The sequence below is a fragment of the Henriciella marina DSM 19595 genome (assembly GCF_000376805.1).
GTDB lineage: Bacteria > Pseudomonadota > Alphaproteobacteria > Caulobacterales > Hyphomonadaceae > Henriciella > Henriciella marina.
On record NZ_AQXT01000002.1, the window covers coordinates 1,626,921 to 1,652,798 of the forward strand.

A 25,878-nucleotide genomic window follows, 5' to 3' on the forward strand; every position below is an offset into this window, starting at 1 on the left:
ATTCGCTTCCGTTTGCTTTTCACTTCTGGCGCTCGCCGAGGATCTGACTGACGATACGTGCAGTATAGTCAACCATCGGGATCACCCGTGCATAATTCAGCCGGGTTGGACCGATCACGCCGAGCGCGCCAATAACCTGTCTTGAGGCGTTCATATAGGGGGCAACAATCAGGCTTGAACCCGACAACGGAAAAAGCCTGTTTTCTGCACCGATAAACAGACGCACGCCCTCAGCCTCCCGGGTGGAGTCCAGAACCTCCAGCAGGCTCTGCTGACGGTCCAGTATATCGAAGAGCTGGCGGACCTGTTCCATGTCCTCTGCCGCGCGCCCATCCGACAAGAGGTTTGAGCGGCCATGCACGATCAGGGCGCGCTCTTCTCCCGGTACTTCGCCTGCCCAATCGGCAAGCCCCTGCTCAACCAGCGCACTAGCAGCTGTGTCCAGCTCGGCGCGCCGCTCTTTTATCTCTTCGCGAATGGCCGCCGATGCCTCGCGCAGCGTGCGCCCCTTCAGCCGAGAGGCGAGATAGTTTCCAGCCTCCATGAGCGTTGTCGACGGCAGGCCAACGGGGATCGACACCAGCCGGTTCTCGACCTCACCCAGCTCATCAACCAGAATACAGAGCGCTTCACCAGTCGCGAGCGGTACAAATTCTACATGGCGTACAGGGCGCTCGCGGGTCGGCGAGGAAACCAGCCCCGCCCCGCCAGCAAGGCCTGACAGCAGCGACGAGGCTTCTTTCAGGACGCCCTGAAGGTCACGTCCGCTCGCCCGCAGGCGGTCCTCGATCGCGCCGCGGTCATTCTCTACGGGTTCGCCGATCTCCAGGAAACCGTCGACGAAAAGCCGCAAACCGATATGCGTCGGCATACGGCCAGCTGAAATATGAGGGCTGTCGAGCAAGCCAAGCTCTGTGAGGTCCGACATGACATTGCGGATGGAAGCCGGTGACAGGCCAATCCCGCTTTTTGCCAGCGTCCGCGAGCCGACAGGTTCGCCGGTCTGGAGATAGGTTTCGACCACTTCCCTGAAAATCGACCGAGAGCGCTCATCGAGGCTCTGAAAAAGGCCGGAGGGTTTGGGCGTTTCGGTCATGAGCGCGAATATCCAGATTCTGCAATCGCCAGTTTAATCGGATTTTTTTCTCTTGGACGGGGCGTGCAAATGGGTTTCAGTCTGTCCCATGTCTAGTGTGCCAGCGAAACTGTCGACTCCACAAGTGATTGCCTACGGCTCGGTCGGTATCCCGTTCGGGGCCGTCGGCCTGCCAATGGCGGTCTTCATCGCCCCTTTCTATGCCGAACAGATGGGCCTCGGCACGGCCGTGGTGGGGATCATCTTCATGATCCTGCGATTCTGGGACCTGTTCTCAGACCCGGTCATGGGCTGGCTGGTCGATACCAAGCCGTCCCGCATGGGCAAGATCAAGCACTGGCTGATCGTCGCAGTGCCAATCCTGCTGCCAGCAGTCTGGCTTCTCTACAACCCGATCGGGCCTCCGGTCTCGCCGCTCTTTCTCGGGATCATTCTGTTCATTTTCTATATCGGCACGACGATGATCACGACGCCGCACCAGGCCTGGGCCCCGTCGGTCGCACGCTCCTATGACGAACGTTCGCGCCTCTTCATGTGGCGCGAACTGTTCACCATCTCCACCATGCTCGTCATGCTCGCCCTGCCCTCACTTCTCGAGCGGTTTGGCGGGGTGACCTTTGCCCAGCAGATCTCGATCATGGGCTGGTTCCTGATCATCGCCCTGCCGGTCACGGTCGGCGCTGCAGTCTGGCTCGTCCCGGATCCGCAGCCGGACCCGAACGCCCCGAAGGCCAGCTTCCATCCGTCGGCCATTCTCGAAGCGCTTCGCCAGCAAACCCTGTGGCGGCTGCTGGCAACGGAAATCTTCATAGGGATCGCCATTGCCGGCACAGCCGGGACCTTCCTCTTCGCCTCCTTCTGGGGCTTTGGCGTGGATCATGGCGTCGCCTCCCTCATCCTGATGGCGCATTTCATTGCCGGTTTCGCGGCGATGCCCGTCTGGGTCTGGCTGTCCAAGCGCACCGAGAAATATGTGGCCATGCGCTATGTCTGCGTGTGGTCGGCCATCACCTATATTGCCTATTTCCCGCTTTCGGTTTTCGGCGGCGGCATTGTCCCGCTTCTGATCGCCGCCATCATTTCCGGTTTCGGATATGGCTCGCCTTTCATCCTTGTCCGCTCCATGATGGCCGACCTTGTCGAGGCCGAAGAAGCGCGCGGCGGGGCCAACCGGGCGGGGCTTTTCTTCTCGCTCATGTCGGGCGCCTACAAGACCGGGGCGAGCTTCGCCATCGGAATTCCCTACATCCTTCTCGGCGTCCTCGTCGGCTTCAATCCGGCGGGCGAGAACTCACCAGAGACCGTGCGCGGCCTCATGGCCGTCTTTGTCGGGGTGCCAGTGGTGTCCTACGCCCTCGCCGCAATCCTGATCTGGAAGTACCCGATCACGCGCGCCGTACAGGCAAAGGCAGCAGAAGCCATGAGCGGGGGTGGACAAGCCAATCTCGAGTCGCTTCACCCACCGGTGAAAGATGGAGATTTGTAATGACCGACCTCGTACGCCCGTCGGGCCGCACCGCAGACCAGCTGCGCGATATCGTGCTGGAAACCAATGTGACCCGCTACGCTGAGGGCTCGTGCCTCGCGAAATTCGGCCACACCCACGTGCTTTGCACAGCCTCATGGTCAGACAGCGTGCCGCCATGGCTGCGTGGTCAGGGAAAGGGCTGGGTCACCGGCGAATACGGCATGCTGCCGCGCGCCACACACACCCGTGGCAGCCGCGAAGCCGCCCGCGGCAAGCAGTCCGGCCGCACACAGGAAATCCAACGCCTCATCGGCCGTAGCTTGCGCTCGGTTGTCGATCTGACAGCGCTCGGCGAAAACCAGCTCACCATCGACTGCGACGTTATCCAGGCCGATGGCGGCACGCGCACAGCGTCCATCACCGGCGGCTTTGTCGCCATGGCGCTCGCGCTGAAATACATGCGCGAAGAAGGCGTCATCAAGACCGACCCGATCCAGAAACAGGCGGCGGCCATTTCGGTCGGGCTCTACAAGGACCACCCGGTTCTCGACCTCGATTACCCCGAGGACTCCGGCGGCGAAGGCGACATGAATGTCGTCATGAGCTCAGACGGCGGCTTCATCGAGATCCAGGGCACCGGCGAAGAGCGCCCGATGACCCGGCCTGAGGTCGAGGAAATGATGCGGCTGGCGGAAAAAGGCTGCACGGAACTCTTCGAGGCGCAGAAGAAGGCCATCGGGTAGCTTCAAGACCCCACCCCAACCCTACCCACTGCGCGGGGAGGGGGCACACGCTGCACCGGCTCAAAAACTCCGCCCATGCCTGACTTTGGCGATACGCGGTCCCCTCCCCGCTTGCGGGGAGGGATAGGGTGGGGGCCCTAGCCCCGCTCCAGAGTCTCCAGCCCGAACATCGCCAGCTTCAAACTCTGCGCGATACGCTCGGCGCGGACCATGAAATAATCCACGGTCTCGGCGCCCGGCGCGATATCCTCCAGCGTCAGCCTGAACAGGCCGAGCCAGTCCGCGAAATCTTCGCGGCGCACGCCCTCAAGCTTCGTATGCGCTGGCACGGGTTTGCCGGAGTAACGCCCGGCATTCAGCGCGACCGAGGCCCAGAAGTCCTTCAGCTTTGCGAGGTGTTCGGGCCAATCGTCTATTTCACCATTAAAGATAGACCCAAGGCGCGGATGTGTGCGCACACGGCCATAGAAGGTCTCGACCAGCTCTGAAATAAGGGCGTCATCGATCCCAAGACGGGAAGCGTTTTCTTGGATGGCGAGGCGGCGCTCTTCAGCGGAACGGACTTGATAGGTCATGCGCGGGGCTTTGCCATAGGCACCTGGCTGGCGCGATACGGGAATGTCCCGATAGCTGCAACTACTCCACCACTGGCTTCTCGCGCCCCTGCCACGTAACGTCCGCATCCCAGAGTGGCACGGTCGAGAGGCTCATCTTTGCTGAGCCGTCGACCGGTTTGCGCGAGAATGAAACATACATCATCGAATCACTTTCAGCGTCGTAGATGCGGCGCACGGCGAGCTGCTTGAAGACAAGCGAGCGGCCCCGGTCCCAGACTTCCTCTCCGGAGCGATCGAGGTCGATGCGGCCAATAACGACCGGTCCGGTCTTCACGCAGGAAATCGATGAATTGGACGGGTCCTCGAACCAGTTGCCTTTGCCGATCCGGTCCCAGACGCCGCGATCGAAATAGGCGACATGGCAGGTAATGCCCTGCACTTTAGGGTCGGCCAGCCGATCAATCTTGATCTCATTGCCCAGCCAGTCATTTTTGAACTCACCAGCTTCCCGGTTGCCGCCGCCACATGCGACGAGTGTCAGGGTGAGGAGGGTGAATACTCCAAATTTCAAATATGCCATCAGCCATCTCCTTGCCCAAACATCATACGCCCAACCCAACCATTCAACGCTACTTAGGTTGCGTCCCCCACGGCTTGTCCGTGGGGTCCATCTCCAACGCATCAACAATCATCACAGCTCAGGAGATGGATGCCACGGACAAGCCGTGGCAAGGCGCTGCGGATAGTCAGGTAAACGGAAGCGTCATGGAGAGATCTTTCCAGTCAGGATTGACCTCTTCGATGAGGTTGATCTTCCACTGCCTCGGCCAGGTCTTCAATCGCCGCTCACGGTGTGCCGCGGCCGCCATGCTGTCGTGAAACTCCCACCAGACCAGCCGGTCGCAGCCATACTTGGCCGTAAACAGCGATCCCTTGCCCGATTTGTGCTGTCCAATCCGCGTCCAGAGATCGGATGTCGATCCTGTATAGATCGTCCCATTTTTCCGGTTCGCCATAATATAGGTCGCGATCAGGTCGAACCGCGCCATCGCGCCGTCCTCAAGCCGCCGCTTCATCCGCTGCGGCGGCGCCATCCTCCTCATCGTCGAAAACCAGGATGTCGCCCGGCTGGCATCCCAGCTCGCGGCAGAGCGCTTCGAGCGTGGAAAACCGCACCGCCTTGGCCTTGCCCGTCTTGAGGATCGACAGATTGGCGAGGGTGACGCCGACACGGTCTGACAGTTCGGTCAGGGACATGCGGCGCTCCAGGAGCACACGGTCGAGAGTTACACGAATGGCCATAAGGTGTTGAGGCCTCCTAAATCGTCATCTTCTCTTCCTCGCGCAGGCGGCTTCCTTCACGGAAGACCTGCGCAAGGACGAAAAGCGCTATGACTGCCGCCCAAGCGGCAAGATTGATGCTGAGACGCAGCGGCTGGTCGGTGCCGAGGTCAATGAAAGCGTTGAGAAGGATAACGGTCAGATAGCGTCCGAGTTCGATCAGACCGATCGTGATCGCGATTTTCGTCAGCCGTGGCCCGTTTTCAGGCACAAAGGGATCGCCCGCCGCAAGTGTCGAGAGGATACGGCGAAGCTGCATGCAGACAAAGATGATACCGGGCGCAAAGACGATGAGCCCGGCAAGGCCTGCGATAAACTGTCCGGGGGCAACGCCTTCAACATAGGCTTCCATGCCCGGCACGCGCATGACGCCGCCATTGAGGCTGCCGATCAGGCCAACACCGATCAGGACGAAGGCAATGATGCCGCTCACGATCGCGATCCAGATCACGACCTGCATCAGTCCCGACAGGAACGCAGCCATGGAGTTATGCTGGCGGATTGTCATATCTCTTCAGAACCCTCAGATACCGTGCAACCGAATACATACACGCTCAGACGTCAATTTACCGTAAAACGATAATACCGTTCACACAGAAAGCAAGATCGGAGCCACATCCAGTCATGACTCGCAAACTTGAGAAAGGCCGACTTGTCGCGGCGACCCATAACAAGGGAAAAGTCCGCGAACTGAAGGATCTATTTGAACCGGTCGGGCTGGAGGTTGTCTCAGCCATAGAGCTGGAGCTGCCAGAGCCGGAAGAGACCGAGCAGACGTTTTCGGGCAATGCGCTCATCAAGGCGCGCGCCGCTTGCAAGGCCACCGGGCTCCCTGCCCTCTCCGATGATAGCGGCATAGAAGTAAAAGCGCTGGGCGGCATGCCGGGCGTGCATACGGCGATCTGGGCGGGTGAATCGCGCGACTTCTACGTGGCCATGGAAAAGGTCGAGATGCTGCTGAAAGAGATCGAGGCCACAGACCGGAGTGCGCGATTTGTCTCCACCCTCGCTGTCGTCTGGCCTGACGGGCATGAGGAAGTTTTCGAGGGCACCGTTGAGGGCGAGGTCGTCTGGCCGCCCCGAGGCGATAAGGGTTTTGGCTATGACCCGGTCTTTGTCGCGACGGGCGAAACCGACACTTTCGGTGAGATGGAGCCGGCGAAGAAACACGCCATGAGCCACCGCGCCGATGCCTTTGCCAAGCTGAAAGCCGCCCTCCTGTAATGGCGAAAGCCTTGTCCTTCGGCCCTGATTACGGTTTTGGCCTCTACATCCACTGGCCCTACTGTACGCGCATCTGTCCTTATTGCGACTTCAATGTCTACGCGGCCAAGGACAGGGACAATGCCCCCCTCAATGCGGCGCTGCTCGCCGATCTTGAGCGCCACCGAGCCGTGTTGCCAGAACATCCGCCGCTCGGCTCGATCTATTTTGGCGGCGGTACGCCATCTCTGATGAGTGCACCCGCGATCGGAAAACTGATCGAGACGGCAGACCGCGCTTTTGGCGTCGAGACGGGCGCAGAGATCACGCTGGAGGCGAACCCGGTCGATATCTCGCTGGAGGCGCTGGAGGCCTGGAAGGCCGCCGGCGTCAACCGCCTCTCGCTCGGCATACAGTCCCTTGATGATGAGGCGCTGCGCTTTCTCGGCCGCGACCATGACAGCGCAAAAGCCCGCCAGTCAGTCGCCGAAACGCTGCAGGTTTTCGACAACATGTCCATCGACCTCATCTATGCCCGGCCCGGACAGTCTGCACTTAGTTGGAAAACGGAACTGACGGATGCGCTAAACCTCGGCGCGCCCCATCTTTCGCTCTATGAGCTGACGATTGAAGAGCGGACTGCCTTCGGCCAGCGCGCAAAGCGGGGCGACATTGTTCCAATGCCGGATGACGATCAGGCCGACCTTTATGAGCTGACCCAGGAAGTCTGCAACGCGAAAGGTCTGCCGGCTTATGAGGTCTCGAACCACGCATCATTAGAGGCCTATATGTCACATCACAACCTCACCTACTGGCGCGGCGGTGACTGGATCGGCATCGGCCCCGGGGCGCACGGCAGGCTGACGGTGGATGGCGAGCGCATTGCGACACATGCCGCCCTCCGGCCCGGCGACTATCAGGCAGCGATGGACAGCGCCCCGCCTCAAAGCCCCGGCGTAATGCTCTCGAAACTCCAGAACGCCCGCGAACTCATCGCGCTCGGTCTCAGATCGCATGAGGGTTTCGATTTGGAACGCATTGCCGTGCTGACCGATCACCCCGTGAACAGAACCGCGCTGAGCGAGTTCGAGACGGCTGGGCTGATCCGCCGAAACGGAGAACTGGTGACGCTGACGCCGGAGGGCCGGCTTCTCGCCGACCGGATCGCGGCTGAGCTCTCACCTTAGGCCGCTTCAACCTCTGGCCAGCTAGTCCGTCTTCCGGAAGCGCTTGCCCTGCTGCTTCATCAGCGCCCGCCCAACCGGCTCCGGCAGGATGCGGGTCAGTGTCGCAACACCCTTATTGACCGCGCCCGGCACGACGACCGGCTGGCCGCGCGCCACGCCTTCAAGGCCGGCCTTCACAACAGGCGCCGCTTCCATCCACATCCATTCGGGCGACTCATTCGTCATCTCGCGCGTGCCGTTCACATCGTGGAATTCGGTCCAGGTGAACCCTGGACAAAGCGCGGTGCAGTGGATGTCGTGGCCTGCTGCTTCTGCCTCTGCGTGGACGCTTTCGGAGAACTTGATGAGGCCGGCTTTTACGCTGCCATAAAGCGTATGGCCGCTTGAACCGGGCGTGTAACCGGCAAGCGACGCAACATTGATGATCCGGCCGAAATTGCGCTCCGCCATGCCCGGCAGCAGCTTGTGAACAAGCTCAATCGGCGCGGTATAAAGCACCTGAATAAAAGCGGCCTGGTCATTCCAGCTTGTGTTGAAGAAGGTCCCCGGCAGGCCATAGCCCGCATTGTTCACCAGGGCGTCGACATGGCGCCCGGCTTCTTTCAGCTCATGAATGATCGTGTCTACCGCGCCCGGCTTGGCGAGGTCCTGCGAGATGGTCATCGCAGAGACTTTATATTTCTCCTCGATCTCCCGCGCGAGGCCATTCAGCCGGTCCAGCCGCCGCGCCGTCAGCGCTACGTCCCAGCCCTTGGCCGCATATTGGCGGGCAAATTCTGCGCCTAGTCCGGCAGATGCGCCGGTTATCAATGCCAGTCTGTTACCCGCCATAGGTGTCTCCATCCATTTTGCGCCAGACATTCACCTTGGTGAGGAAGGCAAGCTCCGTGCGTTCCAGTTTGAAACCCGCTTGCTCCATCGCCGGTGTGAAGTCCCAGCCGAGATACGCCTTGTAATAGGGTTCGTGGAAACCTTCAGGGAAATATTCAAGAATTCCGTCGAGGCCTTCGCTGTCGCCAAATTGCAGGCTGTCGGCAACGATAAACGTAGCCCCCGGCTTCAGCACGCGCGCGGCCTCTACGATGGCACGGGCGCGGACCTTCTCTGGCAGCTCATGGAAGAGGTAGATCGAGACGATCATATCGAGCGTCTCGTCCTCCATCGGCAGGACCTCGGCCTGTCCCTCGATGATGTCGACATGCGGCCAGGGTGCCACGAGCTGGCGCGCCCGTTCGGCATAATTGGGTGATAGATCGAGCCCGTTTGCCTTCAGGCGCGGAAAAGCACGCATGACCTCGCGCAGGAAGCGGCCCGTCCCGCAGGCAAGGTCGAGCAGCTCCACCTCTCTCTGGTCGCGGCCCTTCATCTCCCGCGCAATCTCTGCCAGCGCAGCACGCCGCATGGCATCGGCCGCGCCGGTAAACAGCGCCTCGACCTGATGGTCGTAGAGTTTGGCACTCTCATCCGACAGCCAGCCATCGGTCTGATAATGGAAGTTCTGCTGGTAATAGTCCGGATACCGGTTGCTGCCTTCCAGCTGCTCGCGAACCTCATCGCCTTCGCGCGACACACGCCGCCGGTCGACATCGCTGACATCGCGCATGAAATGGCGGGCGCGGCTGACTGCCTTTGGCAGGTCGACCAGGCGAACGTCTTCCGGGGCAGGATATAGCCCCGCCTCTACATTCATCCTGTCGCGCGCAAAGAGGCCGAGATAGGCCCGGCGAAGTTCTTTTGTATCGACCGGATTGATCGGCCTGAACTCTGGTTCGCCCGGCCGGTTGAAGCCAGCAGAGCGCCGCTTTGCAATCGTATACTGCGTCCCGTACCAGGCCGCGCGCATCGCCTGGGCCGCGCCATATCGCGCGCGCGCCAGTGTTTTTCCTGTTTCTTGCATGATCGCCATGGAGATAAAAATGGAGCGGCAGGGGCCATTCGTCCAGCCATCAGACCAAGACATTGAATTAATTGTAATTTAACCTTCAGCTTGCGTTCAGGCGCCTATGTTAGTGTGGCAATTGAAGACAAGCGGGACACCGAACGTCCCTGCAAAGGAGACACACCATGTTCAAGATGCGTACAGCAATTCTGGGCAGCGCCGCAGCGCTCGCAATCGCGCTGCCGGCTGGCGCCCAGAGCTATGGCTACTCAAATTACGGCAACAATAGCTACAATGGTTATAACACCTCGGCCAACAGCAATGCCGCTTATGTAAAGTGCGAGGCAGACCGCCGCCAGCGCCAGCAGACAGCCGGCATTGTCGGTGCCATCGCAGGCGGCCTGCTCGGCGCCACCATCGCTGACGATGATGATGACGACCGCTACCGCAATCGCCGCCACGGCTATGACCGCTACAACCGCCACAGCCGGTATGACCGCCGCGGCTACAAGCGGGGCTATCGCGGCCACCGCGGCAATGACAATAATGGTGACCAGGTTGCTGGCGCCCTGATCGGTGCCGCTGTCGGCGGCATTGCCGGCGCGGCGATCGGCAGCAGCGGTGACGACTGTGCCCGCCGCGCGCAGCAAGTCCAGCCAAATGTCCGCTATGGCAGCCAGACCACGGCACCATCGCGCGTCGTTTACGACAATCGCTATGATCCGAACGCCTACAGCCAGAACAGCTATGGCAACGACACCTATAACCGGACCTACAGCCAGGACGAACTCTATGGCGGCGAACGCAGCTATCGGACAAGCACAACCTACGGCTCAGGCACGACCTATAGCTCGACCTCGGGCGCCACGACGACCGGTTACAATACCGGCTACCAGACCCAGGGCTATGACAGTGGCGAATGCCGCATCGTCTACCAGGGCAACCGCGAACGGACCGCCTGTAATGTCGGCGGCGACCGCTGGGAATTCGTCGATTAGACTGCCAAGACAGTAAAAACCAATCGGCCTCGCCCTTCGACAAGCTCAGGGTGAGGCCGTTTTGTATTCAGCCGCGAAGAACTCACCTCATCCCGGAAACCAAGCACCTCATCCTGAGCGAAGTCGAAGGATGAAGCAGTAGTGCGCTACATTCCAACCGCATCCAGAATGACCCGCGCCCCATCATCCGGCGACACCTCGTCACTAGATACTTCAAGATCATAGTCCCGGCCCGCATGGACACGGGAGAACTGCCAGCGGGCCATGCCAATATCGCGGTCGCCCCTCTCCCGCTCACGCTGCTCAGCCGTTTCAAGTGCGCAGCGCACCGCGACGAAAGTGACGGTATGGGTGGCCAGCACTTCGCGGTAATGGTGCTGATCCCCTGCCCCAAGCATGACATCGTCAACCACGAGATCGAGGCCCTGATCGGCAAGCGCCGCAACAGAGGCCCGCATACCGCGCATGAGTGCGGCGCCGTAAGAACCCGTCCCGATCTCGACCTCGGACGGCTCGGCATCCGGGACCAGGCGGAAGCTGAAAGCTTCGGCATCATTCGCAAAGCGCGGCGGCATCATTTCAAGGAAGTCGTCCATGCTGACGCGCAGCACCGGACCTGCGGCAAGGCGCTGGATCGCTCTTGCGAGCGTCGTCTTTCCGGCGCTGCTGGTCCCGTTGAGAATGACGACTTTGGACACTGGAAGCCCCGGTCAGCCCGGCACGAGCGCCGCGATCAGGTTCGGACCATTATTCTTCATGGCCGCCTCAAACGCTCTGTCGAAGTCTTCCGCCGTTGTCACAGCCGTCGCCGCGACGCCCATGGACTGGGCAAGGCTCACCCAGTCGATATCCGGCTCACCGATGGCGAGCATGTCCTTCGCCGTCGGCCCTGGATTGCCAGCGCCGGTGCGGTGCAGCTCGATATTCAGGATACGATAGGTGTGGTTCACAAAGACGATGGTCGTCACGTCGACGCCCTCGCGCACCATGCTCCACAGTGCCTGATTGGTATACATGCCCGCGCCATCGCCGGTCAGCGCAATGACCTTACGGTCCGGCGCAGCCACCGCCGCGCCGAGCGCCAGCGGCAGGCCCTGTCCGATGGCGCCGCCCGTCAGCATCATCCAGTCATGCGGCTCTGCCGTCATCGTCGACAGGAAGACCGGCAGCGAGTTGGACACCCCGTCATCTGACACGATCGCATTTTCCGGCATATGACGCGCAACGCTCGCGCCGATCGATCCGGCGTTCAGCTCTCCCGTCGGCGCGTCCGGTTTGCGAAGCGGCATGGGGTCGGCGATGTCCGCCGCGCCCATCGCATCGGCAAGCGCCAGCAGCGTCGACGCGCTGTCTGTATCTGCCCCGCCAAGATCCAGCGTGTCGCAGCCTTCCGGCACGAGCAGGCTCGGCTTGCCCGGATAGGCGAAGAAAGCCGCTGGCAGGCTTGTCCCTGCAACCAGCATCAGGTCCGCACCTTCAAGATCTGACATCGCACCTTCAGCGAAATACTGCATGCGGTCCGGCGCAAAGACGCCCGCCCCGCGGCGCATCTTCCAGTAGAATGTATCGGTGATGACCCGGAGACCCGCCGCCTTGAGGCGAGCAGCCGCAGCCAGTCCTTTCTCGGTCAGCGCCGTGCCATTGATCAGGATGATCGGCGCCTTCGCCTTTGCGATGGCGGCCTTTGCCGTCTCAATCAGCTCAGCCGAGGTCTGACGCATCAGCGGCATCTGCGCCTTCCCGCCTGGCTCACCGCCCTCTTCCCAGGCAGAGTCTGCTGGCAGGATAAGCGATACCGGCCCGGAGACAGGCCCAAAGCTCGCCGCATAGGCTTCTGCTGCCAGCTTGCCGGTCGTCTTCACGCTATCTGCCGACTTGATCCACACCGAATTGGGGCCTGCGAGGCCCATAATGTCGGAGTTCAGCGGCGCATCATATTTGCGGTGCGGCACGGAATGGTCGCCGATCACGTTGACCATCGGCGTATGCGCGCGCTTGGCATTGTGGATGTTCGCCCCGCCATTGAGGTATCCCGCCCCCAGGTGCAGCAGCGTCATCGCTGGCTTTCCGGCGATCCGCGCATAACCATCGGCTGCGCCCGTTGCGACCCCTTCAAAGAGGCAAAGCACGGACTTGATCCGCGTCTCCCGGTCGAGTGCCGTAACCAGGTGCATTTCCGAAGTGCCCGGATTGGCGAAACAGGCATCCAGCCCGTTGTCCGCCAGTGTGGAAACCAGCGCATCCGCGCCCGTCATTTTCTTGTCCGCCATGTCATCCTCCAGGTCTTTTCTTCGGGCCGCCTGTCATAAGGCCGCCTATCTTGTCTCATGCGCTAGCTGATCTCGATGATCTCGTCATCATAGGGCGCCGTGAAAAGCCGCTGGACGTCTGCGTCTCTCAGCGTCTGGACCCGGCCCTGATTGATATAGCCCTTCTCGGTAATCTCTCCGGCGTCGGCCTTTGGCTGGTCTTTCTGCAACAGGATACGTGCGACGCGTTTGGCGGCGTTCGGATTGGACCGGTTATAGGTCTTCAGCCCGTCCATGACCGAGGCTCGCACCTCATCGTCGCCTGCCAGCTCATCGAGCCCGACATTGCGGCCTGTCTTGCGCCTGCACCAGGCCTCATTGAGGAAGCCGAGCAGCGCAATCTCATCCTTGTTGAGGCCGCAAACCACGACATCCGACAGTGCCCCGTCGACCGCCTCGACAACCTTTACCCGCACCGTGCCCGCAGACACCCATGTGCCATTCGCGAGCTTGAATTCCTCAGCCAGCCGCCCGTCAAAGGCGAGGCCTTCTTCGGGTTTGCCCGGGTCCTTGAACCGGACCGCATCGCCGAGCTTGTAGAAGCCTTCCTCGTCGAAAGCCTCTGCCGTCTTATCGGGGTTTTTCAGATAGCCCTGCGTGATGCCCTCGCCGCGCACGCGCAGCTCCATTTTCTCGCCCGCCGGCACCATCTTCATCTCGCAGCCAGGCAGCGGCAGGCCAAGAAGCCCCATCGTGTCGCTTGGCCAGTGCACGTTTGAAATGGTCGGCGATGTTTCGGTTGCGCCATAGCCAGCCGAAAGGCTGATCCGCTCGCCCGTCACATCGACAGCAACTTTCTGGATCCGCTCATATATGTCCTGGCCGAGCGCTGCACCGCCATAGGCCATGACCATGATGCGCGAGAAGAAGGTTTTCGCGAGCTCCCGGTCCTGCTCCAGCTCGGTGGCAATCGCGGCCCATGCGGCGGGAACGGTCGTATGTTGGGTCGGGGAAACCTCACGCAAATTGCGCAACATTTCTGGCAACCGCGCCGGTGTCGGCGCGCCCCAGTCGATGTAAAGCGTGCCGCCCCAGTCGAGCATGGAATGAAGGATGGAGTTGGCGCCATAAGTGTGGCTCCACGGGAGGAAGCTCACCATGACCTGCGGGCCATCGGCCATCTTCTCCAGCCGCTCCACGTCCCAGATTGACCGGATCATCTTGACCATGGAGGCGATATTGCCATGGGTGTTGATGACCGCTTTCGGCTCTCCGGTTGAGCCCGAAGTCAGCATGTATTTGGCAACCGTCTCTTCGCTCAGCCGGTCATAGGCAAGATCCACAGCGCTGGTTGGCTTCGTCGCGAAATCGCGAAGCGAGATCGTATTGGCGACATCGGGCGCGCTCTTGCGATAGATGACCAGCCGGTCGCCCACGCCCATACCCTGAAGGCCACGCTGGAATTCGCTGCCGTCCTCGACATAGACAATCGCCGGCGCGGTCAGCTTGTCGACATGTTTGAGCCTGGCGAAATCCTCGCTCAGCGTCGCATAGGCGGGTGTCACCGGCACGACCGGGCTGCCAGCCCACATGGCCGCGTACATGACCAGCGCATGTTCGATGGCGTTGCGCGACAGGATCATCACCGGACTGTCCGGCCCGGCGCCTGCATCCAGGAACCCCTGCGCCAGCGCACGAACCTGCGACAGGGCGTCGGCATAGGTCACCGTCTTCCAGCCGGGCTTTGCCGGATCGTCTGGGTCGCGCTGCGCCAGAAACACCTGATCGGGCCGCGCGCTCGCCCAGTATACGAGCGGAGCCAGCATATGCGGCGGGTGCGGGCGTTTGGGCTGACCATTGCGCAAGATGATCGAGCCATCGCTGCGGCGCTCCACATCCAGCTTCTGAGGCAGGTACGGAATCTCCCGGAAGGGTATGTCTGACGTCATGGATTGCCTTCTGTCTTGATCTTCATTGATGCGCCGCAATGTTTACAGTGAACGGCGTCCCGGTCATGTCGCATCAGCCCGCATGTGTCGCACTCGCAGTCGACCTTCCCGTCAGGCTCCACGATTGCGCGCAGCAGCTGGAAAAACAGCGACAGGCCGAGGACCATGGTCACCACAGCCAGCCACCGGCCAAACTCATCGGTCATCAGGATGTCGCCGAACCCTGTCGTGGTGAGCACCGTGACCGTGAAATACACCGCGTCTGTATAGGTGTTGATATCCTCGTTGCGGCCAACCTGCGTCGCATAGGTGATCGCGGACATGACGAAAACGAACACAACGAGATTTGTTACCTTGTCGATGATGCGTTCGTGGCGCTGGAAGAACGGCGTCAGAATCTTGACGCGCCGGATGAAGGTAAAGGCCCGTATCGCCCTCACCGCCCTCAGAATGCGCAGGAATGCAAAATTGGAGACCAGTAGCGGCGCGAACATGGTCAGCACCACCACCATGTCTGCCCAGTTGATCCATTTCAGGAAAAACCGGTGCTTGTGCCGGGTGATGTAGAACCGGGCCAGAAGGTCCGCCAGGATGATACCGCCGATCACATAGTCGATCGTATAGTGACCATGCTCGCGTGTGCCGAATGGCGCCCACAGGAAATAGGCGATGGTGGCTATATCAAAGGTTAGAAGCGCCCAACGAAACCAGAATGAGGTCCTGCCGGTCCCTTCATAAAGCCAGAAAAGTTGCCGGTTCAGGCCGGTGCGATCACTCATTGCAATCGGGTGTCACACGCACCCGCCGGGAGATCAATACATTGCCGGCCAAGCGGCCTCTTGGAAGGGGTCCATAAATCTCTGACGTGTAAAATTCTGTATTTGCACAACCAAATCAGATGTTTCAGTCTTTAAACATTCACCTAAACCTATATGTTAATCGAACGGGTTGATTCTACTCCGCCGTCAGCCCAATCGCAGTTGTAGAGAAAACCACATATGTTTGACTTCGGCCTGCCGGCATTTTTCGAGATCCTTGCAGAGCCCCAGCGCGAAACGCTCAGGTCACTTGCATACGAGCGCACCTATCGCGATGGCCAACACCTTCATGAACCGGGCGATCCCGCCGATACGATGGGCTGGATTGAAAGCGGCGCCCTCCTCTTCGGTAAGTATCTGGAGGATGAGGGCTTTCATTCGCTCGTGCGGTTGGGACCAGGCCATCATTATGGCGAGTTTGGTGCCCTGCCTTACAAATCCAACACGTTGATCCCGCGCAGGCTCGCTGCGGTGGCCGATGGTCAGACCGTCGTCAACGAAATCGACGCCGAAAAGCTCACTTCCCTCTTCAAGGAAGACACCGAGTATCTGAGAGCCTTCCATATCGTGACGTCAGCGCGGCTCGCCCTGCTGATCGAGCTTTATGACGATGCGCGGCGTCTCAGTGCGCGCCAGCGGATCATCAATTTTCTCGGCATCATCGACCGTATGCAGATGGACGGGAAGTCCATCGAATGCACGCAGGCAGATATTTCCAGGCTGCTCGGTCTTTCAAAGGTGACAGTGAACCAGACGCTTCGCATGTTGACGGAGCGCGGCGTCATCTCCGCTGGCTATGGCACGCTCCGTTTCGAAGATTCCGATCGCCTCCACGCCCTTACCGACCGGGTCTGACGAATACCGCGGCACTCAACCGAAGCATGATATGAGCGACGCTCTGTAACTCACGTCCGAAGCGTGTATGCATACGTACCTGTTAATATGATGTTTTGCGACAGGAACCGGCCCATGCGCTCGATTGCCCCCTCCCCCCTTCTTCGTGTTCTGCTCGCCTCTGCCGCGCTTGGACTGGTGTCGGCATGTGGCGGTGGAGGCGGCGGCGGCGGTGGAAACACAGCCATTCCTGCCCCTTCACCCCCGCCGCCGCCTCCGCCGCCCCCGCCACCTTCGGGGGCCGCGCCTGCATACGAGGCGGGCGTCTACCCAGCTGCAAGCCAGTTCAAGAACCAGTGCGCCAATCCACGGTCTGGCGTGGACATCGAAGGCAATCCTTTTCCAGACGAGGCTGGCTCATTGCGCGAAGAGCTCTTCTGGCTGCGCTCCTGGACGGACGAAACCTATCTCTGGCGCGCAGAAGTGCCGGATCTCGATCCCTACAACTACAATGATCGCGTCGCCTATTTCGACCTGCTGAAAACCAGTGAAACTCTCCCCTCCGGCACACCCAAGGATGATTTCCACTTCAGTGAACCGACCGAAGAATATCTTGAGTCCCGGACGTCTGTGCCTCAGGCGGGATACGGTGCCAATTTCAGAGCGATTTCCAGCACGCCGCCGCGCGATTTTCGCGTTATCTACACAGAGCCCGGATCGCCAGCCGCTGCGGTCACGAATGGCCAGATCAACTTTCAGAGGGGGTCGCGCATCCTTGAAATCGACGGGGTCGATTTCGTTAATGCCAATACCCAGTCTGCCGTCGACACGCTGAATGCCGGGCTGTTCCCCAGCGCTGTCGGCGAAAGTCATACATTCCGGCTTCGGGATCCGGACGGGACAGAGCGCACCGTCACCGTGTCGGCCGGCAATGTGGTGCGCCAGCCAGTGAACGAAACGTCCATCCTGAACACATCAACCGGCCAGGTCGGCTATATTCACTTCACGACGTTCAGCCCCTTCTCATCTGAGGAACAGATTGTTGGTGCCTTCCAGCAAATGAGCAACGCGAATGTCAGCGATCTCATCCTTGACCTTCGCTACAATGGCGGCGGACTTCTGGCTGTGGCCAGCGAACTGTCCTTCATGGTTGCAGGCCAGGCCCAGACGCAGAACCGGACGTTTGAACAGCTGCGCTTCAATGACCGGGCTGGCAATATCAATCCCGTAACCGGCGAACCAAATAACCCGATCCCGTTCTATTCGACGGCGCAGGGTTTCTCTCTGCCATCCGGGCAAAGCCTGCCGGCGCTGAATCTCAACCGCGTCTATATCCTCTCCACAGAGCGCACCTGCAGCGCCAGTGAAGCGGTCATCAATGGCCTGCGCGGGATTGACGTCGAGGTCGTTCTGATCGGCGACATCACCTGCGGCAAGCCGTTTGGCTTCTATCCGACGGACAATTGCGGACGGACCTATTACACGATCCAGTTTCAGGGCGTGAACGAGAAGAATTTCGGCGATTACGCCGACGGCTTCGTGCCGCAGAACGCTAATTTCCCGTTTGGGGCCCGCGCACCGGGGTGCCAGGTTGCCGACCAGCTGGTCGCACCGCTCGGGACCGAAAGCGACCCGCTCATTGGTGCCGCGCTGCAATACCGCAATGATGGAACTTGCCCCGCCCCGACAAGCTCCAGCAGCGCCTCGCGCGTTCAGCCTTTCCGGTCTTCTGAAACCGCGCAGCCATCAGGCCTCGCAATTTTCCCGGACCGGCAGGACGTCATGGATGTGAACCGCGACCTCTCCATGCCCGGCGAGTATCGCGGCCGCACCGACTAGGGGGCCGGAGTTTCCGAAGAGAGCGCCTTGGCCTTCTCTTCGGCCGACGGAATGTTGGCGTCTTCCGGCTCAGGCTGTGGGTGCCCCAGCATTTCCAGGCCCATCCGCATATGCTCGACCAGGTCATGTGCCGCGAGGGTGTGCGCATAGGCTGACATTTCCCAGAGATAGAATTCGGTCAGCAACGTCTTGTCCGTGCAGGCTTCTTCCATTGGCACTGACAGTTGCGTGTCACGCCAGACCGAGGTGCCGTCAAGATTTCCCGCTTTGTACGCGCTCAACAGATCAGTCGGAGATGCATAGCTCAGCTCGCCTGGCGCCGTTGCGCTCCACGCCGCCAACGGGTCCAGGTTTAGTTCATCGTTGATCTCAATCGAATAGCGCTGGGCGTATTGCATATGGCTCAGAAGATCCATCAACAGCGTTCGCGTCATCTCATCCTGGAAAGGCAAAAAGTTTTCATTCGCGATCAGCTGCTGAAGGGCATTCGTGTCCAGAACGAACTCGATTTGCCAGTCCATGGGAGCGAAAGCCGCCTGCAGGTTCGCCTCCGCTTCGGGGCCCGTCCGGCAGGCGCGAAGCTCCTCAATCGCTTTCTGGACAATGGGCGTGCGCTCGCGAAGCGAGTTCTGGTCGTATTCGACCCCGCGCAGATTGCTCTCGATTTCGGTGATGACGCGGCCAAACGCCTGATCGTACAGCTCCTCGTCCTGACGGTCCTCGTTCCAATTGCCAAGGACCAGACCAAGATAGACCCCCAGCACGACCAGCACGAACTCGATAAGCACCGCCAGCCAGTTCTGCTCGCTTACGTATCCGGTTAGCCGCCGCAGAAACATCGCTGCTCCTTCAGGGCGCCGAAACCAGCACTCTCACTAAAATGTGTAAGCATCTTCCCTCCCCACTGGTGCAATCTTAGCCGTGCCTGGTTGAAAATCCACTCCAGATAGATGGGGTGGGCGAGAGCGAGGCTCCCGCCCTGCCTGGATCAGCTTTCCGGCCCGGCGAGATCCTTCAGAATGACGTAAAAATGGTCGAGGCCATCATAGAAGCTGGAGACGAGAAGACGCTCGTTCAGGCCATGCGCGAACGTGTCATTCTGCTTGGCTGCCGCCCCGCCCACGCCATACGTGTCATAGCCAAGATTGCGGTAATGCATCCCGTCCGTGCCGCCTGCCGACATGTGCGGGATGATGTCGACATCGGTGACGCCGCGCGCTTCCAGCGCTGTCTCAACCGCTGCCAGCACATCCTCGCGCATCCCGGACTCCGGGCTTTCGACGAGGTCGGAGATCAGTTCGAACTGCACGTCTTCATTGCCAACCACGTCCTTGAGCGTGGCTTCGGTCGCCTCGATGCCGACGCCCGGGAAGATGCGGCAGTTCACCGTTGCCGTTGCCGATTGCGGCAGGGCGTTCTCTGCATGGCCGGCGCGCAGCATGGTGGCGATACAGGTCGTGCCAATCTGGCCGACCGTCGCCGGATTGGCGCGCAGGATTTCGATCGCGTCTTCGTCAGTTGGGTCGGCAGCGAAAGCACGCTGGGCATTGCCGAGACGATCAAGCCGCTTGCGGCCCGCAGCCTCAATTGAGGCGAGCGTCAGGTCATTGTACCGGACCGGAAATTTGTACGCCTCGATCTTCTTCAGCGCATCGGCCAGCTCATAGATCGCATTGTCAGCGCGCGGCGCAGACGAATGACCGCCCGGATTGGTCACGGTCAGCTCAAAGGTCGCATAGGTCTTCTCTGCGCCCTGAATGCCATAGTCGAGCGGCTCACCATTGTCATCTAGCCCCAGCCCGCCTGCATCAGCGTTGAGGACGAAAGCCGGGTCGACTTCTTCTGCCACCCAGTTGGCCTGCGCCCGCGTGGACACCATGCCGGTTTCTTCATCGCCGGACAGCACCATGACGAGGTCACGCGTCGGCTCGAAGCCTTCTTCCTTGAGGCGGATGAATGTCGCGAGGAGGCTGGTCACGCCATACTTGTTGTCGGCTGTGCCGCGGCCAAAGAAATAGCCTTCTTCCTCGATCAGCTTGTACGGCGCGCGGACCCAGTCTTCAGCCAGCGCATCAACGACATCCATGTGCGCCAGAAGCGCAATCGGCTTATCCTGCGGATCAGGCGAGCGGTACCAGACGACCAGCCCCTGCGTCGCCTCGCCATCATTGTCGTAGTCGGTGACTTCAATGTCCTCGTCCGTGAAGCCTGCCGCTTTCAGCTCACCCACCACATAATCGACAATCTCTGGCACATTCTCATGCCCGCGCGCCGAGCGCACTTCGACGACATTGCGATAGATTTCCCGCGCCTGCTGCTCGAACTCTGAACGCTCCTGCGCGAACGCAGCAGGTACAGCAGTGATCAGCGCTGCTGACAGCAGCAATGAAGGTCTGAAGGCCATGAAATTTCTCCCGGTTCCGGCGTATGATTTACGTTTGTGGCGAACCCTAACCCGCTCGCCGAAAATGTCAGGCAGGAAGTTTGCGGGCGTCCCCAATTTATGTTCCCCGACCGGCAATACTGCGGAGCTTGGCCACCATCGGCGCGTTCACCGTTTCGAGATCGGTGATCGCCGTTTCTACATCTGCGAAGCGGATCTGCAGCGCCTCGATGAGATCCGGGTCAGCGCGCAGCAGGCCGGCGGCGCGCGCGATCTCGTCCTGCGGCAGATCCAGCGAACACGGATAGGCGAGCGAGCCGACAATCGCGTCATAGTCGCCGCTGGTGACGAAGCGGTCGCCGCACTGTCGCAGCACTTCCGCCTGTACGCCCGCTGGCACCCGGCGGCGAAAAATCGTCCTCACCGGTGCGGTCCGCCCCTCTTGAGCAATGACATCGAGCAGGTCTGTGGTGAACAGGCTGATAGCTGTCGTGCGCAGCGTCTCATCCTCGATCAAGCCGATATCCCCCGTCGAGATCAGCTCATCATAGGTCGCCCGGCCACGGTCATTATACTTGTACTGCGTCGCCCGGTAGACATTTACCAGCAACTGATCGTCCGGCAGCGGCGCCGCGCCAGTCAGCGAATCGAGCGCGGCTCGTGCACTGCGCCGGACATCCTTGTTGTACGCCAGCAGATACTCATAGGCCCAGGCCTCATAGCGAAGGTCGACGGTCAGCCGCTCACTGAACACTGCCGCGCGCTCATGACTCGCCTGGTCCTCATTCCAGTTGCCAAGCTGGATACCGAGAAACACACCAAGGACGACAATCAGCGTCTCGATGACAACGGTGAACCAGTCCTGCTTGCGGATGGAGGTGGCGAGGCGGCGTAGGATCATGGCGCGGCCCCATCATTGCGAAGCCCGTCAATGACGACCTCGAGGTTGGCGATATTTCCGTCAATATTATTACGCACGGTGGCAACCATCGAATATTGGTGGCGCAATGCTTCCCGAATTGACGGCGAAGATTTCAGCTCCAGCGCCGCTGCCTCGAGCAGGGCCTCATCCACATCTATACGACACACCGCCACAAAGCCGGTAATGGCGCCGGCTTCGCCTACCGTGTCACTACACCCTTCCCTGATCGCCAGCTGTAGGGGCAGCGGAATGAGTGCCCGGACTGCAAACCTGTAAGGCGTACCCTGCAGCAGGCTATTGGTCTCGTCGTTCAGATCCTGGAACTTGTAATACTCGGACAACCCATCCGCCACCTCCTGGCTTGGCAGCAGGCCGAGGTGCCCGGAAGAGACGATCTGATCCCACGTTGCCCGGTCGGTCGGGTTGTTGCTGAACTCGCTCGCCCGGTAAGCGGCGGCAACGAGGTCCTTCGAGTTTGCATCGGGGCTGGCCAACAGCCGATCGGCCTCCACGACACTGGCGAGCACCTGATCGTAATAGGCGCGCAGGATCAGATTGTCGGCCAGATCCTGTTCAAGGTCGGCGACCAGACGAACTTCGTATTGGTCACCCAGCTCCCGGTCTGCCCGCGCGCCATTCCAGTTGCCAAGCTGGATACCGAGAAACACACCCAGCACGACGATCAGCGTCTCGATGAGGACGGTGAACCAGTCCTGCTTGCGGAGCGCGGTGGTAAGGCGGCGGAGGATCATCGCCTGTCGTCCCATCCGCGCGTAACCAACTCTTCGGCGAGTGCCCTTTCGGCCTGCACCACGCGGGCGAGAACTGCCCCATTCCAGTGATAGAGATTGCGCGTCGCTTCCCGGGTATTACCGACCGCCGCCTTGAACTCGAAATCCTGGCAGGCCGTGCCGACGTCGAACTGCAGATTCTCCCAGCTTTCCCAGCGCCCGGAATCGACCTCTTCCGGGCTGTCGAAATAATAGAAGCGGCGGGCGTAATTGGTCCAGGGTGTGGCGTGCTCGAGCCATTGCGGCTCGACGCGAAGCTGGCCATCGGATTCCTGGGACATCAAATTAATGGCCTCACGGACCTTGCGGTTTGAGATCACGTCGAATTGGCCGGACGCCCGCAACTGGTCGACGAGCTCTCGATCAACGACAGCAAAATTGTACTTCCCCAGCGAACCAAGCGCAGCCACCACGGCTGACCGGTCTGCTTCGGCAATTTCACATGACTTAAGGCTGGAGAGCAGCACACCTTCATTTTCGACCTGACCTGCCAGAAACGTGTTCGAATTCCGGATGGCCACAGCGCTTCGCTGCATGTCGTCATGCAGCCGAACCAGATACTGTCGTTCCATGGACCGTTCGATCCGCGCGTCGTTCCAGTTCGCGACCTGAATACCGAGAAAGACGCCAAGCACCACAATCAACGTCTCGATGAGGACCGTGAACCAGTCCTGCTTGCGGAGCGCGGTAGTAAGGCGGCGGAGAATCATCGGACCGTCACTCTACTGCCTCGAGCCGGTCCCATAGATCGACTTCCGGTGCGTCCTTCACCATGGCATCGACGACATCGACGAAGCCCGGATTGAAATAGGTCCGGCAGACATCCCACAGCGCACGGCCGCGGGCGGTGCCGAGAACGAAGTAGATCACGCTCCGGTAGGTCTCCCAGGATTCCTTCGTGATCGCGCCGTTCTGATATTGCAGCCACTCATATTCCCGCGCCCGCATCTGCCCGATCATCCAGAAGAAGAGCCGCGTCTTCTGCTCGAAGCTTGGCGTTTCAGCTTGAGAAAAGATGCGTCCGAGCTCAGGGAAGTCGACGAATTTGTAGACCCCCGTCTGGTCATAGGTGAGCTGCGCCTGACGCGCCTCCGACCGCATCTGCCGCGCGCCCTGGTGCACCTGAATAGCGAGATAGATTAGTGTTGCGGCGACAACGACGACACCGGCAATCTGTGCGATAAGCGCTGCCTGTTCGAGCGTCATGACGCCATCTCCAGCAACGGCGCGGTCGGCCCGGCCTCGATCAATTCATCAACCAGTTTACGGAAGCCTGGCGGAAAATGATGCCTGCGGGCGAGCCAGAATCCCTGATAATACTTCGATGCCAGGTGGTCGCGGAAATGGTTCTGCGTATGGTGCCAGAAGTCCTCCTCGAAAACCTTTTTCCGCGCCTGATAATGCATGACCTGATAGCCGCGCGTCAGCATGGTGTAGAAGACGTTGAGCTTTGTCCGCTCAGCTGGCTCGAAGGTTTCCGGCCCCCTCTCCAGACCCAGCAGAAACAGGTCCACGAGACTGGCTTCCTCTAGGGTTTTCATATGGTCCCGGAAGAAATCGTAATAACTGACGGCTGTCGCGATACGTTGCTGGTTCGCCGAATGCCTCAGCTGGAATCCGACGAAAACAAGCGAGGCGATCACAGCAAGCGAAGAGACGATTCCAGCAAGGAAATAGAGCTGTTCAAGCGTCATAGGCCGGCCCCATCCTTATTGTCCGCCGGAGACGAGATCCCAGAACTCGGCCCGGTCATTTGTCCTCGGGAATGGGCCTTGCGGCACATCGATGCCAAGAAAGCGGCAGAGCGGGTCCCACCCCTGCTTCACCTCGAAGACAAGTAACTGGCCGGCCGGGATCGTCTGTTTGACGGCCTCATTATGCGCCGTGAACCGGGCCATGCGTTCCGCGTCTGACAGGCCGTCGGGGAAACCGCTTCGGGCGATCACACCATAGGCCATTTCCAGCCATGGCTTCATCGGCTCCGCCGCCATGCCGCGCTCTTCAAGAAGTTTTGCGATCGTCGCCCTGAAACTTGCCGCCCAGCTATCCGGGCTGCGGGTCGAGAGGATAAATTTCGCGTCGGGATAGGCGGCGTACAACTCCCTGTAAAACCCGGCGATCGGCCAGTCTACGCCGCTATCGAACCCTTCGAATGTTTTCTCCCAGTCAGGCTGTCCTGCCAGCGCGTCATTCCACTGCGGCACCCGTTTCTCCAGGTCGTTGAACACCGCTTCCATGTGGTAGCATGGCCCAAAGCCAAGCTGCTCAAGCGCCAGCTTCAGCGACATCGTCCCAGTCCGGCCGAGGCCAGTGCCAATGATTTTCATGTCTGGTCCCACCCATATCGACTACTCGTCCAGCAAGGCGGACTCGAAGTCATCAAGTGGATGCTAGCGCGAGAATTGAGGCAGGTCACCCCGGCGGGAAATAAACGGAAGGAACACGCTCAACCGCCCAGCTGTGCGATGGACCGGGACAGATTGTGCCGGGCCTGCACGTCCTAGCGGGCGCGGCCTTCTTCGGTGAAGTAGATGGCTGGGCGCTCCGCGAAATTTTTCAGGACTTTCGCCCGCCCCACTCGAAAGACCTCTTCCGGCACGATCTAGCAGCATCAGGTAGCACGCCACTGCTTCTCGCGTGGTCGCCCCTCAGATGCGGCTCGCGGAGCAATGACAGAGTTCGCGAAAGTTGGTGCATGCCCAGCTCAAGATCGCAAAGCCTAATATGTCTTATTATTCGTTGCTACTTGCGGGATCTCGACATTTTGGAATTGCGCAGCTTTTCCAATATATTCGGGTCTTTAGAAAGGGATTTCGCAACCTCTAAGCCATTAAGATATGTATCCTTCGGCATATAGCCATGGCCACGGTCAACTATGCTTTCTACTTCGCCGAAGCATCCGCGCATATTCAAACCCGCATGGTGCCAATCAACAGTGCGCGCAACATTTATGTCTGAGGCGACAGGCTGTTCTAGCAAAGACATATCCAAATAAAATTTCTTGCCAGCAAAGCCCACTTTTGATCCGCCCGTTTCGGCTAAATACGCTTTAGTGAAAGCATAGTTTGATTGAAGCTGGGGAACGATATCAAATTTAGCCTGCGCGCGGCTCGCCTCGTGAATTGCTTGCTTTGCATCAATATCACCGCGTTCGAACCGTCTAAATATTGAGTCGACATGGCCAGCAGTTTGATCAATTCCGGCCCTTCTTCCTCTAACCCTGAATCCCGCAGCCACGACCATGCGCGCACCACAGTTCTTATCTCTCAGATCGCTTGAATTGACTTCCTGAAATAAGTTCCATGCGCGTCGGATGAAGTCGTAAGTAACTGAATTGCAGCGGTACGAAAGATCACGATACAGAATCGCCCCGTCATTCGTAACGAGAGATGGAAAGTTTCTTCGACTATGCTTCGCAACTATTTGATGAAATGCGCGTAGGCGCCGGTGCGCTTTTTCTGCTTGAGGATGGGTTGGAATGAAATCTGCTTGGGCGATCTGCGACCCATATCCCAATAAGTCTACCCATCCGACAACAGCTGTTTGGAAGGCATACTTGACGCTCATTCCTACACGTTGCTGAGTTGATTTCGCCAAACTAATTAATCCTGTTCGACCTAT

Annotated in this window: 28 protein-coding genes; 7 read left to right on the forward strand and 21 right to left on the reverse strand. The window is 59.8% G+C overall.

What is annotated here, in order from left to right; translation table 11 throughout:
• Positions 1–19 precede the first annotated feature (19 nt).
• Positions 20–1,096 carry a heat-inducible transcriptional repressor HrcA gene (hrcA, locus tag F550_RS0107855; RefSeq protein WP_018147989.1) on the reverse strand — a complete coding sequence of 359 codons (1,077 nt, stop codon included), beginning with the start codon at positions 1,094–1,096 and terminating at the stop codon, positions 20–22.
• An 88-nt stretch (positions 1,097–1,184) separates the two neighbouring features.
• Here hrcA and F550_RS0107860 point away from each other — a divergent pair, with 88 nt between their 5' ends.
• Together F550_RS0107860 and rph are read left to right on the forward strand one after the other, a co-directional pair.
• Positions 1,185–2,582, forward strand: a complete 1,398-nt coding sequence (locus tag F550_RS0107860; protein ID WP_083910941.1) for an MFS transporter — start codon at positions 1,185–1,187, stop codon at positions 2,580–2,582.
• Positions 2,582–3,307: a ribonuclease PH gene (gene rph, locus F550_RS0107865; protein WP_018147991.1), complete on the forward strand. Its 726-nt coding sequence runs from the start codon at positions 2,582–2,584 to the stop codon at positions 3,305–3,307. Before F550_RS0107860 ends, rph begins: the two co-directional genes overlap by 1 nt.
• A gap of 137 nt (positions 3,308–3,444) precedes the next feature.
• On the opposite strand, the gene F550_RS0107870 is transcribed toward rph, so the two are convergent.
• The 5 genes from F550_RS0107870 to F550_RS0107890 form a co-directional block, all read right to left on the reverse strand.
• Positions 3,445–3,882: a group III truncated hemoglobin gene (locus F550_RS0107870; RefSeq protein WP_018147992.1), complete on the reverse strand. Its 438-nt coding sequence runs from the start codon at positions 3,880–3,882 to the stop codon at positions 3,445–3,447.
• Between the two features lie 61 nt (positions 3,883–3,943).
• On the reverse strand, positions 3,944–4,444 hold the full coding sequence (locus F550_RS0107875) for a CreA family protein (RefSeq protein ID WP_018147993.1): 501 nt from the start codon (positions 4,442–4,444) through the stop codon (positions 3,944–3,946).
• Between the two features lie 166 nt (positions 4,445–4,610).
• Positions 4,611–4,958 (reverse strand): GIY-YIG nuclease family protein, encoded by a 348-nt coding sequence (locus F550_RS0107880; RefSeq protein ID WP_018147994.1) that lies wholly within the window; start codon positions 4,956–4,958, stop codon positions 4,611–4,613.
• Positions 4,924–5,166, reverse strand: a complete 243-nt coding sequence (locus F550_RS0107885; RefSeq protein ID WP_018147995.1) for a helix-turn-helix domain-containing protein — start codon at positions 5,164–5,166, stop codon at positions 4,924–4,926. The genes F550_RS0107880 and F550_RS0107885 overlap by 35 nt, the downstream gene beginning before the upstream one ends.
• 16 nt (positions 5,167–5,182) lie before the next feature.
• Positions 5,183–5,713, reverse strand: coding sequence for a DUF2975 domain-containing protein (locus tag F550_RS0107890; protein ID WP_018147996.1), 531 nt, complete (start codon positions 5,711–5,713; stop codon positions 5,183–5,185).
• A 116-nt stretch (positions 5,714–5,829) separates the two neighbouring features.
• Between F550_RS0107890 and rdgB the strand changes: the two genes are divergently transcribed.
• The gene (gene rdgB / locus F550_RS0107895) at positions 5,830–6,429 is read left to right on the forward strand and encodes an RdgB/HAM1 family non-canonical purine NTP pyrophosphatase (RefSeq protein ID WP_018147997.1); all 600 of its coding nucleotides are present in this window, start codon (positions 5,830–5,832) and stop codon (positions 6,427–6,429) included.
• Complete coding sequence (hemW, locus tag F550_RS0107900; RefSeq protein WP_018147998.1) at positions 6,429–7,595, forward strand: radical SAM family heme chaperone HemW; 1,167 nt, start codon at positions 6,429–6,431, stop codon at positions 7,593–7,595. The genes rdgB and hemW overlap by 1 nt, the downstream gene beginning before the upstream one ends.
• Before the next feature lie 21 nt (positions 7,596–7,616).
• On the opposite strand, the gene F550_RS0107905 is transcribed toward hemW, so the two are convergent.
• Both F550_RS0107905 and F550_RS0107910 read right to left on the reverse strand, forming a co-directional pair.
• Entirely contained in the window at positions 7,617–8,426 is an 810-nt protein-coding gene (locus tag F550_RS0107905; protein ID WP_018147999.1) for an SDR family NAD(P)-dependent oxidoreductase, read from the reverse strand.
• Complete coding sequence (locus tag F550_RS0107910) at positions 8,416–9,492, reverse strand: class I SAM-dependent methyltransferase (RefSeq protein WP_233349007.1); 1,077 nt, start codon at positions 9,490–9,492, stop codon at positions 8,416–8,418. The genes F550_RS0107905 and F550_RS0107910 overlap by 11 nt, the downstream gene beginning before the upstream one ends.
• 167 nt (positions 9,493–9,659) lie before the next feature.
• Between F550_RS0107910 and F550_RS18510 the strand changes: the two genes are divergently transcribed.
• Positions 9,660–10,472: a hypothetical protein gene (locus tag F550_RS18510; protein ID WP_018148001.1), complete on the forward strand. Its 813-nt coding sequence runs from the start codon at positions 9,660–9,662 to the stop codon at positions 10,470–10,472.
• Positions 10,473–10,618: 146 nt separating this feature from the next.
• Here the strand turns inward: F550_RS18510 and F550_RS0107920 are convergent, their stop codons facing one another.
• The 4 genes from F550_RS0107920 to F550_RS0107935 all read right to left on the reverse strand — a co-directional run bounded on the left by F550_RS0107920 (position 10,619) and on the right by F550_RS0107935 (position 15,449).
• Complete coding sequence (locus F550_RS0107920; protein WP_018148002.1) at positions 10,619–11,170, reverse strand: chloramphenicol phosphotransferase CPT family protein; 552 nt, start codon at positions 11,168–11,170, stop codon at positions 10,619–10,621.
• Positions 11,171–11,182: 12 nt separating this feature from the next.
• The gene (locus F550_RS0107925) at positions 11,183–12,727 is read right to left on the reverse strand and encodes an acetolactate synthase large subunit (RefSeq protein WP_026180649.1); all 1,545 of its coding nucleotides are present in this window, start codon (positions 12,725–12,727) and stop codon (positions 11,183–11,185) included.
• 77 nt (positions 12,728–12,804) lie between these two features.
• Positions 12,805–14,670 carry a feruloyl-CoA synthase gene (locus F550_RS0107930; protein ID WP_018148004.1) on the reverse strand — a complete coding sequence of 622 codons (1,866 nt, stop codon included), beginning with the start codon at positions 14,668–14,670 and terminating at the stop codon, positions 12,805–12,807.
• Positions 14,667–15,449: an ion transporter gene (locus F550_RS0107935; RefSeq protein WP_018148005.1), complete on the reverse strand. Its 783-nt coding sequence runs from the start codon at positions 15,447–15,449 to the stop codon at positions 14,667–14,669. Before F550_RS0107935 ends, F550_RS0107930 begins: the two co-directional genes overlap by 4 nt.
• Before the next feature lie 219 nt (positions 15,450–15,668).
• Here F550_RS0107935 and F550_RS0107940 point away from each other — a divergent pair, with 219 nt between their 5' ends.
• Both F550_RS0107940 and F550_RS0107945 read left to right on the forward strand, forming a co-directional pair.
• Positions 15,669–16,343, forward strand: a complete 675-nt coding sequence (locus F550_RS0107940; protein ID WP_018148006.1) for a Crp/Fnr family transcriptional regulator — start codon at positions 15,669–15,671, stop codon at positions 16,341–16,343.
• Between the two features lie 114 nt (positions 16,344–16,457).
• On the forward strand, positions 16,458–18,161 hold the full coding sequence (locus tag F550_RS0107945; protein ID WP_018148007.1) for a S41 family peptidase: 1,704 nt from the start codon (positions 16,458–16,460) through the stop codon (positions 18,159–18,161).
• Here the strand turns inward: F550_RS0107945 and F550_RS0107950 are convergent.
• The 9 genes from F550_RS0107950 to F550_RS19145 all read right to left on the reverse strand — a co-directional run bounded on the left by F550_RS0107950 (position 18,158) and on the right by F550_RS19145 (position 25,854).
• A complete protein-coding gene (locus tag F550_RS0107950) occupies positions 18,158–19,000 on the reverse strand; it encodes a hypothetical protein (protein WP_018148008.1) in 843 nt (280 codons plus the stop codon). The two genes, F550_RS0107945 and F550_RS0107950, sit on opposite strands and share 4 nt — an antisense overlap.
• Before the next feature lie 149 nt (positions 19,001–19,149).
• Positions 19,150–20,565 carry a M20/M25/M40 family metallo-hydrolase gene (locus tag F550_RS0107955; RefSeq protein WP_040500485.1) on the reverse strand — a complete coding sequence of 472 codons (1,416 nt, stop codon included), beginning with the start codon at positions 20,563–20,565 and terminating at the stop codon, positions 19,150–19,152.
• A gap of 97 nt (positions 20,566–20,662) precedes the next feature.
• Positions 20,663–21,445 (reverse strand): DUF6090 family protein, encoded by a 783-nt coding sequence (locus F550_RS0107960; protein ID WP_018148010.1) that lies wholly within the window; start codon positions 21,443–21,445, stop codon positions 20,663–20,665.
• Positions 21,442–22,218 (reverse strand): hypothetical protein, encoded by a 777-nt coding sequence (locus tag F550_RS0107965; RefSeq protein ID WP_018148011.1) that lies wholly within the window; start codon positions 22,216–22,218, stop codon positions 21,442–21,444. Before F550_RS0107965 ends, F550_RS0107960 begins: the two co-directional genes overlap by 4 nt.
• Entirely contained in the window at positions 22,215–22,967 is a 753-nt protein-coding gene (locus F550_RS0107970) for a hypothetical protein (protein ID WP_018148012.1), read from the reverse strand. The genes F550_RS0107965 and F550_RS0107970 overlap by 4 nt, the downstream gene beginning before the upstream one ends.
• A 7-nt stretch (positions 22,968–22,974) precedes the next feature.
• Positions 22,975–23,463, reverse strand: a complete 489-nt coding sequence (locus F550_RS0107975; RefSeq protein WP_018148013.1) for a hypothetical protein — start codon at positions 23,461–23,463, stop codon at positions 22,975–22,977.
• Positions 23,460–23,951 (reverse strand): hypothetical protein, encoded by a 492-nt coding sequence (locus tag F550_RS0107980; protein ID WP_018148014.1) that lies wholly within the window; start codon positions 23,949–23,951, stop codon positions 23,460–23,462. Before F550_RS0107980 ends, F550_RS0107975 begins: the two co-directional genes overlap by 4 nt.
• 15 nt (positions 23,952–23,966) lie before the next feature.
• The gene (locus tag F550_RS0107985) at positions 23,967–24,584 is read right to left on the reverse strand and encodes a sulfotransferase family protein (protein WP_040500486.1); all 618 of its coding nucleotides are present in this window, start codon (positions 24,582–24,584) and stop codon (positions 23,967–23,969) included.
• Between the two features lie 415 nt (positions 24,585–24,999).
• Positions 25,000–25,854 carry a hypothetical protein gene (locus F550_RS19145; protein ID WP_156807870.1) on the reverse strand — a complete coding sequence of 285 codons (855 nt, stop codon included), beginning with the start codon at positions 25,852–25,854 and terminating at the stop codon, positions 25,000–25,002.
• Between the last annotated feature and the right edge of the window lie 24 nt (positions 25,855–25,878).

What these genes read in the sequence shown, in the direction of transcription:
- hrcA (WP_018147989.1), bottom strand. Translation starts at nt 1,096, where the DNA reads ATGACCGAAACGCCCAAACCCTCCGGCCTTTTTCAGAGCCTCGATGAG.
- F550_RS0107860 (WP_083910941.1), top strand. Translation starts at nt 1,185, where the DNA reads ATGTCTAGTGTGCCAGCGAAACTGTCGACTCCACAAGTGATTGCCTAC.
- rph (WP_018147991.1), top strand. Translation starts at nt 2,582, where the DNA reads ATGACCGACCTCGTACGCCCGTCGGGCCGCACCGCAGACCAGCTGCGC.
- F550_RS0107870 (WP_018147992.1), bottom strand. Translation starts at nt 3,882, where the DNA reads ATGACCTATCAAGTCCGTTCCGCTGAAGAGCGCCGCCTCGCCATCCAA.
- F550_RS0107875 (WP_018147993.1), bottom strand. Translation starts at nt 4,444, where the DNA reads ATGGCATATTTGAAATTTGGAGTATTCACCCTCCTCACCCTGACACTC.
- F550_RS0107880 (WP_018147994.1), bottom strand. Translation starts at nt 4,958, where the DNA reads ATGGCGCCGCCGCAGCGGATGAAGCGGCGGCTTGAGGACGGCGCGATG.
- F550_RS0107885 (WP_018147995.1), bottom strand. Translation starts at nt 5,166, where the DNA reads ATGGCCATTCGTGTAACTCTCGACCGTGTGCTCCTGGAGCGCCGCATG.
- F550_RS0107890 (WP_018147996.1), bottom strand. Translation starts at nt 5,713, where the DNA reads ATGACAATCCGCCAGCATAACTCCATGGCTGCGTTCCTGTCGGGACTG.
- rdgB (WP_018147997.1), top strand. Translation starts at nt 5,830, where the DNA reads ATGACTCGCAAACTTGAGAAAGGCCGACTTGTCGCGGCGACCCATAAC.
- hemW (WP_018147998.1), top strand. Translation starts at nt 6,429, where the DNA reads ATGGCGAAAGCCTTGTCCTTCGGCCCTGATTACGGTTTTGGCCTCTAC.
- F550_RS0107905 (WP_018147999.1), bottom strand. Translation starts at nt 8,426, where the DNA reads ATGGCGGGTAACAGACTGGCATTGATAACCGGCGCATCTGCCGGACTA.
- F550_RS0107910 (WP_233349007.1), bottom strand. Translation starts at nt 9,492, where the DNA reads ATGCAAGAAACAGGAAAAACACTGGCGCGCGCGCGATATGGCGCGGCC.
- F550_RS18510 (WP_018148001.1), top strand. Translation starts at nt 9,660, where the DNA reads ATGTTCAAGATGCGTACAGCAATTCTGGGCAGCGCCGCAGCGCTCGCA.
- F550_RS0107925 (WP_026180649.1), bottom strand. Translation starts at nt 12,727, where the DNA reads ATGACGGGCGCGGATGCGCTGGTTTCCACACTGGCGGACAACGGGCTG.
- F550_RS0107930 (WP_018148004.1), bottom strand. Translation starts at nt 14,670, where the DNA reads ATGACGTCAGACATACCCTTCCGGGAGATTCCGTACCTGCCTCAGAAG.
- F550_RS0107935 (WP_018148005.1), bottom strand. Translation starts at nt 15,449, where the DNA reads ATGAGTGATCGCACCGGCCTGAACCGGCAACTTTTCTGGCTTTATGAA.
- F550_RS0107940 (WP_018148006.1), top strand. Translation starts at nt 15,669, where the DNA reads ATGTTTGACTTCGGCCTGCCGGCATTTTTCGAGATCCTTGCAGAGCCC.
- F550_RS0107945 (WP_018148007.1), top strand. Translation starts at nt 16,458, where the DNA reads ATGCGCTCGATTGCCCCCTCCCCCCTTCTTCGTGTTCTGCTCGCCTCT.
- F550_RS0107950 (WP_018148008.1), bottom strand. Translation starts at nt 19,000, where the DNA reads ATGTTTCTGCGGCGGCTAACCGGATACGTAAGCGAGCAGAACTGGCTG.
- F550_RS0107955 (WP_040500485.1), bottom strand. Translation starts at nt 20,565, where the DNA reads ATGGCCTTCAGACCTTCATTGCTGCTGTCAGCAGCGCTGATCACTGCT.
- F550_RS0107960 (WP_018148010.1), bottom strand. Translation starts at nt 21,445, where the DNA reads ATGATCCTACGCCGCCTCGCCACCTCCATCCGCAAGCAGGACTGGTTC.
- F550_RS0107965 (WP_018148011.1), bottom strand. Translation starts at nt 22,218, where the DNA reads ATGATCCTCCGCCGCCTTACCACCGCGCTCCGCAAGCAGGACTGGTTC.
- F550_RS0107970 (WP_018148012.1), bottom strand. Translation starts at nt 22,967, where the DNA reads ATGATTCTCCGCCGCCTTACTACCGCGCTCCGCAAGCAGGACTGGTTC.
- F550_RS0107975 (WP_018148013.1), bottom strand. Translation starts at nt 23,463, where the DNA reads ATGACGCTCGAACAGGCAGCGCTTATCGCACAGATTGCCGGTGTCGTC.
- F550_RS0107980 (WP_018148014.1), bottom strand. Translation starts at nt 23,951, where the DNA reads ATGACGCTTGAACAGCTCTATTTCCTTGCTGGAATCGTCTCTTCGCTT.
- F550_RS0107985 (WP_040500486.1), bottom strand. Translation starts at nt 24,584, where the DNA reads ATGAAAATCATTGGCACTGGCCTCGGCCGGACTGGGACGATGTCGCTG.